Source organism: Ruegeria sp. HKCCA4812 (genome assembly GCF_013034245.1).
GTDB lineage: Bacteria > Pseudomonadota > Alphaproteobacteria > Rhodobacterales > Rhodobacteraceae > Ruegeria.
In genome coordinates, this window is sequence record NZ_WQFQ01000003.1 from 152,331 (window position 1) to 165,744 (window position 13,414).

11 protein-coding genes are annotated in these 13,414 nt (G+C 59.0%); 3 read left to right on the top strand and 8 right to left on the bottom strand.

Features of this window, described 5'->3' with window-relative positions; translation table 11 throughout:
- The first annotated feature begins 94 nt into the window (after window positions 1–94).
- Genes GOW04_RS11070 through pdeM form a run of 3 tightly spaced genes read left to right on the top strand, consistent with a single transcriptional unit; the run spans window position 95 to window position 4,557 of the window.
- On the top strand, window positions 95–1,402 hold the full coding sequence (locus GOW04_RS11070) for an ATPase (protein ID WP_152457240.1): 1,308 nt from the start codon (window positions 95–97) through the stop codon (window positions 1,400–1,402).
- A 40-nt stretch (window positions 1,403–1,442) separates the two neighbouring features.
- Window positions 1,443–3,854 carry a ligase-associated DNA damage response DEXH box helicase gene (locus tag GOW04_RS11075; RefSeq protein ID WP_171232586.1) on the top strand — a complete coding sequence of 804 codons (2,412 nt, stop codon included), beginning with the start codon at window positions 1,443–1,445 and terminating at the stop codon, window positions 3,852–3,854.
- 40 nt (window positions 3,855–3,894) lie between these two features.
- Complete coding sequence (gene pdeM / locus GOW04_RS11080; protein WP_171229707.1) at window positions 3,895–4,557, top strand: ligase-associated DNA damage response endonuclease PdeM; 663 nt, start codon at window positions 3,895–3,897, stop codon at window positions 4,555–4,557.
- 2 nt (window positions 4,558–4,559) lie between these two features.
- On the opposite strand, the gene GOW04_RS11085 is transcribed toward pdeM, so the two are convergent.
- The 8 genes from GOW04_RS11085 to ybgF form a co-directional block, all read right to left on the bottom strand.
- Window positions 4,560–5,258, bottom strand: a complete 699-nt coding sequence (locus GOW04_RS11085) for a LytTR family DNA-binding domain-containing protein (RefSeq protein WP_371813767.1) — start codon at window positions 5,256–5,258, stop codon at window positions 4,560–4,562.
- A gap of 264 nt (window positions 5,259–5,522) precedes the next feature.
- Entirely contained in the window at window positions 5,523–6,413 is an 891-nt protein-coding gene (folD, locus tag GOW04_RS11090; protein ID WP_171205634.1) for a bifunctional methylenetetrahydrofolate dehydrogenase/methenyltetrahydrofolate cyclohydrolase FolD, read from the bottom strand.
- 53 nt (window positions 6,414–6,466) lie between these two features.
- On the bottom strand, window positions 6,467–6,772 hold the full coding sequence (locus GOW04_RS11095; protein ID WP_152457235.1) for a chorismate mutase: 306 nt from the start codon (window positions 6,770–6,772) through the stop codon (window positions 6,467–6,469).
- Window positions 6,773–6,832: 60 nt separating this feature from the next.
- Window positions 6,833–8,509, bottom strand: coding sequence for a formate--tetrahydrofolate ligase (locus tag GOW04_RS11100; protein WP_171117501.1), 1,677 nt, complete (start codon window positions 8,507–8,509; stop codon window positions 6,833–6,835).
- Between the two features lie 144 nt (window positions 8,510–8,653).
- Window positions 8,654–9,250 carry an MOSC domain-containing protein gene (locus GOW04_RS11105; protein WP_171232587.1) on the bottom strand — a complete coding sequence of 199 codons (597 nt, stop codon included), beginning with the start codon at window positions 9,248–9,250 and terminating at the stop codon, window positions 8,654–8,656.
- Between the two features lie 97 nt (window positions 9,251–9,347).
- Window positions 9,348–11,264 (bottom strand): ATP-dependent zinc metalloprotease FtsH, encoded by a 1,917-nt coding sequence (gene ftsH / locus GOW04_RS11110; protein WP_152457232.1) that lies wholly within the window; start codon window positions 11,262–11,264, stop codon window positions 9,348–9,350.
- Between the two features lie 75 nt (window positions 11,265–11,339).
- Window positions 11,340–12,599 carry a tRNA lysidine(34) synthetase TilS gene (tilS, locus tag GOW04_RS11115; protein WP_371814394.1) on the bottom strand — a complete coding sequence of 420 codons (1,260 nt, stop codon included), beginning with the start codon at window positions 12,597–12,599 and terminating at the stop codon, window positions 11,340–11,342.
- Window positions 12,590–13,414: a tol-pal system protein YbgF gene (gene ybgF, locus GOW04_RS11120; protein WP_171232589.1), complete on the bottom strand. Its 825-nt coding sequence runs from the start codon at window positions 13,412–13,414 to the stop codon at window positions 12,590–12,592. The genes tilS and ybgF overlap by 10 nt, the downstream gene beginning before the upstream one ends.

Below are 13,414 nucleotides of genomic sequence, written 5' to 3' on the forward strand. Positions count from 1 at the left end.
GCTGCCTTTGTCCCGCCACAAAGCTGGTTCATTTTTCTTCAAGACGCCCTTTTTCGGGTTCTTGGCGTGACAAATTGATGGACGAGCACCGCGCATGAATATGCAGAATTCCTCTGTTATGGCCCCCCCTGCCCCCAAGGGTTTGGGCGAAATGAAGCTTCCGCTTGTAATGATGCGGGACATCCTTCTGAAGACGGTTTTTCGCAAAAACGCGAGCACGGTATCTGAAGTGGCCGAAGCGATCTGTCTCCCGGGATCGGTAACTCAGGAACTGGTCGATATCGCGCGCGATCAGAAACTGCTTGAAGCGACCGGGACACTGAACGCCAACAGCGGCAATGAGATGGGGTATCAGCTGACCGATGCAGGCAAGGCCCGTGCGCTGGATGCGCTGAGCCAATCCGAATATTTCGGCGCGATGCCGGTGCCGCTGGATGTCTATCGCGAGCAGGTCAAACGCCAGTCGATCCGAAATATTCAAGTCACGCGAGAGCAACTGGTTGGCGCAATGGGTCATCTCGTTCTGCCCGACAGCCTGCTGGACCATCTGGGCCCGGCGGTTAGCGCGGGCCGGTCGATTCTGATGTACGGTCCTCCGGGCAACGGTAAATCCTCGATCTCGAACGGCATCCGGGATGCGTTGGGTGATAACGTCTATGTGCCCTATGCTATCGAATATGCAGGTCAGGTGATCACGGTCTATGACCCGATCGTGCACACGGCGATCGAACAGGAGCCGGACGACCCCAACAGCCTGCGCCGTCGCAAGCGGTTCGATTCTCGCTATGTTCAGTGTGAACGCCCCACCGTCGTAACCGGTGGTGAGCTCTCGCTCAGTATGTTGGATCTGGTCTATAACCCGACCGCCCGAACCTATCAGGCCCCGTTGCAGCTGAAATCCACCGGTGGCATTTTCATCGTAGATGACCTTGGCCGTCAGGCCGAACCGCCGCAGGCGCTGGTCAACCGTTGGATTGTCCCGCTTGAAGAAAACAAGGATATCCTCGGCCTGCAATCAGGTGAAAAGTTCGAAGTTCCGTTTGACACGCTGGTCATCTTCTCGACCAACTTCCACCCCAATGAGATCTTCGACCAAGCGGCCTTGCGCCGGATCTTCTTCAAGATCAAGATTGACGGTCCGAACCAAGAAAACTTCCTGAAAATCTTTGCCATGGTAGCCCGCAAACGCGGAATGCCTTTGGATGAGGCGGCGCTGGTGCACCTGCTGAAGGTCAAATACCCTACTATCAACAATATCTACGCCAACTATCAACCGATCTTCCTGATTGATCAGATGATCTCGATCTGCGAGTTCGAAGGCATCCCTTATCAGATGAGTCCGGACCTGATTGACCGTGCCTGGGCCAACATGTTCGTAAAAGACGAGAAAATCGTCAAATAACGCCGTGCCAATCCCTCCTCCGGGCGGGTAATCTGCAACCATGACGCAGATTCCCGCTCGGATTGGTACGTGGTTCTCCTCCAAAGGCTGGTCCATCCACCCACATCAGAAAGAGATGTTCGACCGGGCGAAGGAGCCGGCAACCTTGCTGATCGCCCCAACGGGTGGCGGCAAGACCATGGCCGGATTTCTGCCTTCCCTGTCCGAGCTGGCCGACGGTGGCCACAACGGTTTGCATACGCTCTATGTCTCGCCGCTCAAGGCGCTGGCAGCGGATATCAAACGTAACCTACGCACCCCGGTGGAAGAGATCGGTCTGCCCATCCGGATCGAGGATCGCACCGGTGACACCTCGGCCACGCAGAAAAAACGCCAAAGGGCTGATCCGCCCCATATCCTGCTGACCACACCGGAAAGTCTGGCACTACTGACATCTTACGAGGATGCGGCGCGCATGTTCGATGGGGTACAGCGGATCATCGTCGACGAAGTCCACGCGCTGGCGGAAAGCAAGCGCGGCGATCAGCTGATGCTGGCCCTGGCACGTCTTCACCGCCTCAACCCAGGTCTGCGTCGTGTAGGCCTGTCAGCCACAGTCGAAGACCCCGCGGCAATAGCCGGCTTTCTGGCGCGCCACCCGGACCCCTGCCAGATCGTGCAGGCCGATCCCGGCCCGGACCCGGACATCCAGATGTTGGAAACAACGGAAATGCCGCCCTGGTCCGGCGGAGGCGCGGCCTATTCGATTCCGGCTGTGCTGGACCAGATCCGGCGGCACAAGACCACTCTGATTTTTCACAACACCCGCGCGCAGGCCGAGATATACTTTCACAATCTGTGGCTGGCGAATGACGACGGCCTACCCATCGGCATCCATCACGGCAGCCTCGACCGGCAGCAACGCGAGCGGGTCGAGGCCGCGATGGTGCGTGGCGAATTGCGCGCCATCGTCTGCACCGGCAGCCTCGATCTGGGCATTGACTGGGGCGATGTCGATTTGGTGATTCAGATCGGTGCGCCCAAGAACGTCAAGCGGCTGGTGCAAAGGATTGGTCGGGCCAACCACCGCTACAACGCGCCTTCCAAGGCGCTGCTGGTTCCTGCGAACCGTTTTGAGGTTGTCGAATGCGTTGCTGCGCTCGAGGCTGCCAAAGCCCATGATCTGGATGGAGAACCCCGAGGCCCCGGCCCCCGCGATGTTCTGTGCCAGCACATTCTGATTGCGGCCTGTGCCGGGCCCTTTGACGCCGATGATCTGTATGCCGAGATGACATCCGCCGGACCTTACGCACAGTTGACCCGATCCGAATTTGACGCCTGTCTGGATTTCTGTGCCACCGGTGGCTACGCCTTGCGCGCCTATGATCGCTGGCAAAGGTTGCAGCAGCGTGCCGACGGGCAATGGCAATTGCGCGATCCACGCGCAGCGTCGCGCATTCGCATGAATCTGGGCACGATTCAGGATACGGATACACTCAAAGTTCGCCTTAAACGCAGCCGTGGCGGTAAACCGTTGGGCGAAGTCGAGGAAGCCTTTGCTGCTTCGCTGACCCCGGGCGATACCTTCCTGATCGGCGGACAGATCGTACGGTATGAAGGTCTGCGCGAAATGGTGGTCGAAGTCAGCCGCCGCGCCGACCGCAAACCAAAAATCGCGACCTTCTCGGGCACGAAATTTGCGACCTCAACGCAACTCAGCGACCGCATTCTGCGCATGTTCGCCCAAACTGACTGGCCGCACCTGCCGTCCCATACGGCTGATTGGCTGGACTTGCAGCGCCAAATGTCCCGCCTGCCTCAACGCGATCGTCTGCTGATCGAAAGCTTTCCAAGCGACGGGCGAGAGCATCTGTGCGTATACGGATTCGCCGGCCGCAACGCGCAACAAACACTTGGGCTGCTGTTGACCAAGCGGATGGAGGATACCGGTTTGGCGCCGCTGGGGTTTGTCGCCACAGACTATGCCACGCTGATTTGGGGTTTGGATGCGGTCACTGACCCACGCCCTTTGTTTCAACCCGAAGCGCTGCGTGACGGGCTGGACACATGGCTGGCAGGCAACGCAGTCATGAAGCGTACCTTTCGCGCGTCGGCCACGATTGCCGGTCTGATCGAACGCAACATGGCCGGGCAACGGAAAACCGGGCGGCAAGCCACGTTTTCGTCGGATATTCTCTATGACACTTTGCTGAAATATGATCCCGATCATCTGTTGATGCAGATCACCCGCGAAGAAGCCATGCGCGGGTTGGTTGACTTCGGTCGGATCGAGGCGATGCTGGCGCGCATCGGCGACCGCATCGACCTGCTGCGTCTGGACCGCGTTTCCCCACTGGCCGCGCCGCTGTTTCTTGAGGTCGGAAAGGTGCCTGTCAAAGGGGCCGCCGAAGAAAGGCTGCTTGCAGAAGAAAGCGCCCGCCTGCTGGAAGCTGCCGGATTGGACCAGCTTTGATCCACTTGCGCAAGATGTGGAATCAGGTCAAGAACGTATCATGAACGTGTGCAAGTTTTCCTTTGCAGGCCAGCAACTCGATGCGTTGCCGTCTGGCGCATTATGGTGGCCGGCGCGGCAACTGCTCTGTGTTTCGGACCTGCATCTGGGAAAATCCGAACGTATGGCCCGTCGGCGCGGGGCTACGCTGCCGCCTTATGACAGTCGCGAAACGCTTGACCGGCTGGCCCGCGATCTGGAACACACCAACGCCGAAACCGTCATCTGCCTAGGTGACAGCTTTGACGATCTCGAAGCGGCTCAAGCCTTGCCCGACGCAGAAGGGTTGAGGATTGCGACTTTGCAAGCCGGGCGCCAATGGATCTGGATCGAAGGCAATCACGATCCCGGCCCGATCGAGATGGGGGGCTCTCATCTGGTCGAATGGCAGTGCGGCCCTCTCGTCTTTCGTCACATCGCCCAGGATCGGCCGCAAGGTGAAATTTCAGGCCATTTTCATCCGAAAGCACAGATTCGGACGAAAGGCAGGCACATTTCACGACCTGCCTTTCTGCTGGACAGAAATCGGCTGATCCTGCCTGCCTACGGAACTTACACCGGGGGGTTGCGCAGCTCGGATCGGGCACTTTCCGATCTTTTGGGCGCGGACGCCATGGCCATTCTGACGGGCCAGCAACCACAGATGATTCCAATGCCGCGTTGAGTTCAGATCAACCCGTCTTCTTCCAACTTCGGTTTGTACTTGCGGCTTACTGGAACCAGATCGCCGTTCATCAGGCGCAAAAAAGTTTTGCCCCCCGATTTTTCAACCCCAACGATTGATGCGTCCACCACCCAATGTGAACGGTGCGAACAGTGGCCGGGAACCGGCTCCATCTCGGCAATTGCGTCCGTAAAGCGTGAGCGGACCGTGAACGTGCCTTCCGAGGTGACAATATCCACATTGTGATCCCTGACCGTCAAACGATGGATTTGACCATGGAAGTCAGGCGGCAGACGCCTGATCAGACGCGGCCTCTCGGTTTCAGGTGTCGAGGCCATCAATGGGTTCAGATCATTGCGTTGCACAAGAACCAAACCCGTTGCAAACAGGACCCCATATACCGCGACGGTCTGGGCGCCTGGTGCCATGTGACCTCCGCAGGTGAACAGGATCCATGCCAACATCCAAAGGGACGGCGTGAACAGAACCAGGATCAGTGCCGCGAATGCCAGATCACGGACGGGAACATTCAACAGAACGGGGTTTTTTTGCATCAAGTTGCGCGCCAACCCGGTGACTGTCAGGGCAAGAACCATCACCCCGGTCCAGAAAAGAAGACGCAAACCGAAGCTCAGATCCGCGACCAGAAACGGAGGAAACGCGTAAGCAAGCAATGGAAGAAAGACAAGGCCCGCCGTCACTCGCTGTGGGGTACAAGCATTCCGAATAGTGTTAATCCCAGACGTCATACCGCTTTTGCGCATGACTTAATTAAATTCAACCTTAGCACGACAAGCACTGAAGCACCTTACCTGTAACCAACTGGGAATACAGGGATATCACGATTTTTTAAGCTGTCAAACCCATTCAGGGCAAATTGACTGGAGCGTCCGATGATTGTCCCGCGGGGTCATGCACAACCGAGGAATGTGCCGGGCCGACATGATCGACCCGACCAGATTACCTTACGCCGTCAAACCTTCTGGTTCCGGCAGAGCGTTGGCGCGGCAGCACGCAGTCAAAGTGTTGGCCAACAGGCATGCAATGGTCATCGGACCTACACCCCCCGGAACCGGAGTGATGGCGCCAGCACGCTGGGACGCGCTGGCATAGTCCACATCCCCGACCAGCTTGTTCTTTCCGTCGCGTTCGATGCGGTTTATGCCTACATCGATCACGGTCGCGCCTTCCTTGATCCAGTCACCCGGCACCATTTCCGGACGCCCCACGGCAGCCACGACGATGTCGGCGCGGCGTACGACGTCCGGCAGATCCTTGGTGCGCGAATGTGCGATGGTCACGGTGCAGCTATCGCCCAGCAGCAGCTGCGCCATCGGTTTGCCCACAATGTTCGAGCGGCCGATCACAACCGCGTCCATGCCGGAAAGCGAGCCGTGGTGGTCACGCAGCATCATCAGGCAGCCCAGCGGGGTGCAGGGCACCATCGACTTCTGACCGGTGCCCAGCAGGCCCACGTTCGAAATGTGGAAGCCATCCACATCCTTGGCCGGGTCGATCGAGTTGATCACCAGATCCTCGTTCAGGTGTTTGGGCAACGGCAACTGGACCAGAATGCCATGCACGGCCGGGTCGTTGTTCAGCTTGTCAATCAGCGCCAGCAGATCTTCCTCGGATGTATCGACGTCCAGCTTGTGCTCGTATGAATTCATGCCGACTTCAACGGTCATTTTGCCCTTCGAGCGGACATAAACCTGGCTGGCTGGGTCTTCGCCCACAAGAACCACGGCCAGGCCGGGGGTGATGCCGTTTTCTTCTTTCAGCTTTGCGACCTGATCGGCAACTTGACCGCGCACTTTTGCGGCAAAGGCCTTACCGTCGATAACCTGAGCTACCATACTTCGATCCCTTCTTTCAAAAAACGGATCGGGCGCACAGAACGCCCGGTCAGTCAGTCGGTGCCAATCACGCGCTCTTCGCGTGCAATCGACCAGTCAATCAATATGCGCCATAGCTTCTCGGCCAGATCCGGGTCCATCCCCAGCGCGTCCGAACTTGCACGCACGCGTTGCACCACCTCTTCGACACGTTCCGGGATACGGGCCGGAAGGCCCTCGCCCGGTTTCAGCTGCGACGCGCGGTCAATATATGTCGCGCGCGTTACCAACATTTCGATCAGTTGGCGATCCAGCTTGTCGATCTCAGCCCGCAGCTCCTGCATCGTGTTACAGTTCTGAGGCGGTATCAGAGTGGGCATCGTCATCTCCTCATGGCCCGGGAATGAATCCCCGGACCACGAGATGTCCTATTCGGCGGCTTAGAACAAGCCCTCGATCTCACCTGCGTCATTGAGGCAGATGGTTTCGGCAGCCGGCTTGCGGGGCAGACCAGGCATGGTCATGATCTCGCCGCAAACGACCACGATGAAGCCCGCGCCCGCGCTCAGGCGTACCTCGCGCACCGGAACCGAATGGCCCGTGGGTGCACCGCGCAGCGATGGGTCGGTCGAGAAGGAATACTGCGTCTTGGCCATGCAGACCGGCAGGTTGCCATATCCGGCTTCTTCCCATTCACGCAGCTGGTTGCGGATCTTGTTGTCAGCCAGAACCTCGTCAGCGCGGTAGATGCGCTTGGCGATGGTTTCGATCTTCTCGAACAGAGGCATATCGTCGGGGTAGATCGGTGCGAAGTTCGCGGTGCCACCTTCGACGATTTCGACGACTTTCTCGGCCAACGGCGCAGACCCTTCGGAACCCAGCTCCCAGTGACGCGACAGAACGGCCTCGACGCCGTGCTCGCCGCAATAGTCTTTCACCGCCTGAACTTCGGCATCGGTATCGGTGACGAAGTGGTTGATGGCGACGACAACCGGTACACCGAAGGATTTCACGTTCTCGATGTGACGGCCCAGGTTGGCACAGCCTGATTTGACGGCCTCAACGTTTTCCGCACCCAGATCGGCTTTGGCAACGCCGCCGTTCATCTTCATCGCGCGCACGGTCGCAACCAGAACAACCGCCGACGGGGCAATGCCCGCCTTGCGGCATTTGATGTTCATGAACTTCTCGGCACCCAGATCCGCACCGAAACCGGCTTCGGTCACGACATAGTCGGCGACTTTCAGAGCGGTCTTGGTCGCGATGACCGAGTTACAGCCATGCGCGATGTTCGCGAACGGGCCGCCGTGGACGAAGGCCGGGTTGTTTTCCAGCGTTTGCACCAGGTTCGGCTGCATCGCGTCCTTCAGCAGAACGGTCATTGCGCCTTCGGCCTTGATGTCACGGCAGTAGACCGGAGATTTGTCGCGGCGGTAAGCAACGATGATGTCGCCCAGACGCTTTTCCAGGTCTTTCAGGTCGTTCGCCAGACAGAGGATCGCCATGACTTCGGACGCTACGGTGATGTCAAAACCCGCCTCACGCGGGAAGCCGTTCGATACACCACCCAGTGAAGCTGTGATCTGACGCAGGGCACGGTCGTTCATGTCGACCACACGGCGCCATGCGACGCGGCGGGTGTCAATCTCCTGCTCGTTACCCCAATAGATGTGGTTGTCGATCATCGCCGACAGCAGCGAGTGAGCCGAAGTGATGGCGTGGAAGTCACCGGTGAAGTGCAGGTTCATCTCTTCCATCGGAACGACCTGCGCATAACCGCCACCCGCGGCGCCGCCCTTCATGCCGAAGTTCGGGCCAAGCGAGGCTTCGCGGATACAGATCATCGCGTTCTTGCCGATGCGGTTCAGGCCGTCACCCAGACCCACTGTGGTCGTGGTCTTGCCCTCACCTGCCGGGGTCGGGTTGATTGCAGTCACCAGGATCAGCTTGCCGTCTTCGCGGTCCTGAACCGAGTTGATGAAGTTCTGGCTGACCTTCGCCTTGTCGTGGCCGTAAGGCAGCAGATCCGCAGAGTCGATGCCGATCTTGGCACCGATTTCCTGAATCGGCTTTTTGTTCGCTTCGCGGGCGATTTCGATATCGGATTTGTAGCTCATTGGCCGGGGTCCTTGATTGAATACCGTGCAAAACCGACGCGGGGCGTCGGCGCTGTGCATTCCATACCCTTGTGTACAATCCCGATAGCCATGGATTCCGACATTCTGGCGTCGCGAAGCGTCGTAAGTTCGTTTCAGGGGTTTCTAATCGGAAACAAGCCCGTTTTCCCAAGCCCAGGCAGGTTGATCGGGAACAAACAGTTTCAGCCGGTCCCCCAGTTGAATGCGCCCCGGACGTTCAACCCATCCCGTGACGCCCCGACGCCCGACCGCCGCAGGTTTGAAAGCTGCGCCATGCCCCGGTTGATCCGCTTCGATCTCGCGCCCCGGCAGAACACAAGGGGCGTTTTCCATGTCCACCGTTATCGTCGCCCCGCTCGTTGCCTGAAGACGTGAAGACGGGGGGATATGCGAAAAATCCGGGATCCCACGCAGCACAATGGAAGCCCCAAGACAGGACGGATCAAGCTGATCCAACCCCATGTCCTGCGCAATTTGCTGCAATTCCTCCTCGGACAAAACTGAAAGCTGACGCACGTTTCGAATTTCAGTGCCTTTCGGGTAGAGGTTCGAGACCCTGACACAGGACGCCCGATTTAGGCCTTCGTGGCGCTCACCCTTCACGCCGTCAAAACACAAATCCAGCGTGTCAACAGCCTGGGCCCGCAAAGAGGTTCCCGCAGGGACATGGCCAAGCCAGACTGCTTCGGCGGCAAATTCGGTTTCACGCAAAAATGGCACAGCCTTCCCTTTTCGCTTTTTTTCTTGCGTGCATATTGCCCGGCAAAACACCGATGAAAAGAAAAAAGACCCGGACTATGCGCCGGGTCTTTTTTGACTATGCGGTGGGTTCAGGCTCCATCCCGCCATCGGGCGGAGATTTCTTGGCCTTTGTCTTGGGAATGGCCGTGACACTGGGCGCGCTGCCTTCATCCGGCTTGTCGCCTTCATCATCATCCTCGGTGGGTGATTCACCATTCATGACACGCTTGATCTCATCACCCGTCAGGGTTTCGTATTCAAGCAAGCCCTGCGCCAGGCGTTCCCATTCTTCGCGCTGTTCGGTCAGAATCTGGTGCGCGCGCTCATAACCCTGCTGGATAAGGCGTTTCACCTCTTCTTCGATCAGCTCTTTCGTATGCGCCGACACCGAGAACCCTGCGGTGTTGCCCTGATAGCCTTCGTGCGCCTCGGCATAGTCGATGTTACCGACCTTGTCCGACATGCCCCAGCGCATCACCATGGCACGCGCCAACTGGCTGGCCTGCATGATGTCCCCGGCCGGGCCGTTCGAAACATGGTCTTCACCGTATTTGATAACCTCGGCGGCTTTGCCGGCCATGGTCATGGCCAGCTTTTGCTCACACTCATCACGGTGGTAGTTCAGGCGATCCATTTCAGGCAGCGAAACCACCATACCCAGCGCACCACCGCGCGGAATGATCGTGGCTTTGTAGACAGGATCGCACAACGGCAGAGTCAGGCCGACAACGGCATGGCCCGCCTCGTGATAGGCGGTTTTTTCCTTCTGGTCCTGGGTCAGCACCATCGAGCGGCGCTCGGCGCCCATCATCACCTTATCCTTGGCGTTTTCAAAATCTTCCATAGTGACAAAGCGGCGACCCACGCGGGCGGCCATCAGCGCGGCCTCGTTCACAAGGTTCGCCAGATCGGCACCCGAGAAGCCCGGCGTACCGCGCGCGATGATCCGCAGATCGACATCGGGGCCCAGAGGCGTCTTACGTGCGTGCACGCCCAGAATTTTCTCACGGCCTTTGATGTCGGGGTTACCAACGGTCACGTTGCGGTCAAAACGGCCTGGACGCAGCAGCGCCGGATCCAGAACATCTTTGCGGTTGGTGGCCGCCAGAATGATCACGCCTTCGTTGGCCTCAAACCCGTCCATCTCAACCAGCAACTGGTTGAGGGTCTGTTCGCGCTCGTCATTACCACCGCCGTAGCCAGCGCCACGATGGCGACCCACGGCGTCGATCTCGTCGATGAAGACGATACAAGGCGCATTCTTCTTGGCCTGTTCAAACATGTCCCGGACACGGGATGCACCGACACCCACGAACATCTCGACGAAGTCGGACCCCGAAATGGTGAAGAACGGCACACCCGCCTCACCCGCGATGGCGCGGGCCAGCAGTGTTTTACCAGTACCCGGAGGACCGACCAGCAGCGCGCCCTTGGGGATCTTGCCGCCAAGGCGGCTGAACTTCTGTGGGTTGCGCAGGAATTCAACGATCTCTTCCAGTTCTTCCTTGGCCTCGTCGATGCCCGCCACGTCGTCAAATGTGACGCGGCCATGCTTTTCGGTCAGCATCTTGGCCTTCGACTTGCCAAAGCCCATCGCACCGCCTTTGCCGCCGCCCTGCATCCGGTTCATGAAATAGACCCAGACACCGATCAGAAGCAGGAACGGCAAGAGCGTGATCAGGAAAGACTGGAAGCCCGACTGCTGTTGCTTGACCGCCTGAACCGGGATGTTCTCATCGATCAAAAGCTTGGTGACCTCGGCGTCGCCGGGTTTGATCGTGACGTAAGTCGCACCGCTTTCGGTCGTATAGCGGATCTGTTCGCCGTCCAGCGTCACGTTCTTGACTTCACCGCTTTGCACGGCGCCGACGAAATCGGAATAAGTTCTTTCATTGCTCTGAAGCGTTCCGCCCGGTCCACTGAACAGATTGAACAGTGCAAGGATCAGCAGGAACAGAACGACCCAAAACGCGATATTGCGAGCGTTGCCCAAGGAAATTCTCCCAAAAGTTCCGGCAGGTGAGGAGCTGCCAAGTTACCTCTTAAAATAGAGAGGATTGTGGTATGTTCAATGCGATAAAAAAGATGCGTGGAACTCGGGCCATTCCGGCGTCGTGTCCGCGCGCCATCCGTTCGCAAATCCCGCAAGCGGAGCGGCCAGCACCGCGCCCCCCTTCCAGACCGCGGGCGTCGCGCTCAAGGCCAGCCTGGGCCGGCCTGTTTCGCGCCACTCGGGCACCTGTCGCAGCCCGTCTTCACCCAGAGCGCGGATTTCGGCACCGGAAATTTCGGGACCGGTCAAGACCCATTTGCCATCCCAAACTTCGTCAAGTGCTGAAACCCGAGCCTCCACGGCCTTGAATTCCCTGCAAATCCAAACACTCATCCCTTCCGGGACCAACAGGCAACCGCTGAGCGACCCTGCCCGCCCGTCGGTTACGGCCTTCATGGCCTGCTCGACCGCCGCCTGACGCGGGGGATATCCCTGCCCTGCGATCCAGCCAAGGCATCCAAGCAACACGCGGCGTCGGATTTCCTTGGGCAATGCGGCGAAACCGGCCCTGTCCACCTTCACGTCGCTTTGTTCGACCTGGGCGACATTCCGTGCGGATTCCTGCGCAAACACACCCAGGGCTGCATGGGCCTGCGCCAGATTTTCGGCCACTCGCGACAATGAAAGCGCGTCAATTCCCAGTGGTGCGAGGCCGGACATGGCCTCTCGTGCCTTGATCCGGTCGAAACGAGGGTCCTGATTCGACGGGTCTTCGACCCATGTTGCGCCGATCCCGGTCAGGTAGGTTCTCAGATCCTTGCGTGTGATCCCCAGCATTGGCCGCAGCAATGTCACACCTTCCCATTGCCGGCTTGCCGACATGCCGGACAGTCCCGTAACACCTGATGAACGACCCAGTCGCATCAGCAGCGTTTCCGCCTGATCATCCGCCGTGTGCCCCAACGCGATGGCGTCAATTCCGCGCTGTTGCGCCCAACCGGCAAGCAGGCTGTAACGCGCCTTGCGCGCCTCGTCCTGAACATTGCCCGATCCGTCCCAACCCGCCCAACGCAAAATGTCATGCGGCAGCCCCAAAGCCGCAGCCTGGCGCGACACTGTCACGGCCTCCTGCGCTGCGTCGGGGCGCAAGCCGTGATCGACCGTGGCCACAAAAAGGGCGATCTCTTCGTTTTGGGCGACTTGATGCAAAAGATGCATCAACGCGACGGAATCCCCACCGCCCGAGACCGCCACGCCCAGTTTAGGCGGAAGCCTTTGGGGAAGCCGGGCGCGAAGCTCTGCAAGCAGGTTTTCGCTGTGACGGTTCAAGAACACCCCAGCGCAGACATCTCTTGCATCGCATCCGCAAACGCCGGTGCGGATGGAAAGCGCACGCCAACTTCATTGAGCGTGATGCAGGCCTGATCGGTCTGCCCCAGACGCCCCAGCGCCGCGCCCAACTCGAACAGGGCCTCGGGGGCAAACGCTCCTTCGGAATCTCCGGTAAAGCTTGCCAAGAACGCCCGTGCCGCTTCGCGGGTGTCGCCAAGGCCTTCAAGCGCATGACCACGTTTCAGATTCACTTCGGGCGCCAGGGGGCTGCCGGGATAGTTCGTATCAAACTGCGCAAACAAATCAGCCGCAGTCTGGTAATCCCCATCGGCCAGTGCTTGCGATGCCGCGTCGAAATCCGCCCGCTCTCCCACGGCCAGTTCACCCTGATCGGTTTGGGATGGCGTGGCAGGCGTGATGACGGCCGTACCTACATCTGTGCCCTCTCCGCCCAGTGTGCTGGTCGGTTCGCCTGAAATCTCGCAGTTTGCCTCAAGCTCGCACAGGCGGAACTCCAGATCTCCGATGCGATTGGTGCCGTCCGAGACAATGTTTTGCACACGCTGGTTCAGCTGCTCGGTCTGACGGGTCAGGCGTTGCAGTTCCGCTTCAATGGCGTCAACCCGTTCAAGAACCGAACTGCCGGACAAGTTTGGCGCTGGCGATCCTGTGGTGGAAAACTCGCGCTTCAGACGCTGAATTTCCACATGCAGCACCGTCAGCTCCTGACGTATGTCGGCCAGGGTTTGCTGATCCTGTGCCTGTGCAACACCGGCTGTCGCCATGACCGCCGCCAATACCCATCCTGCCGTACGCAT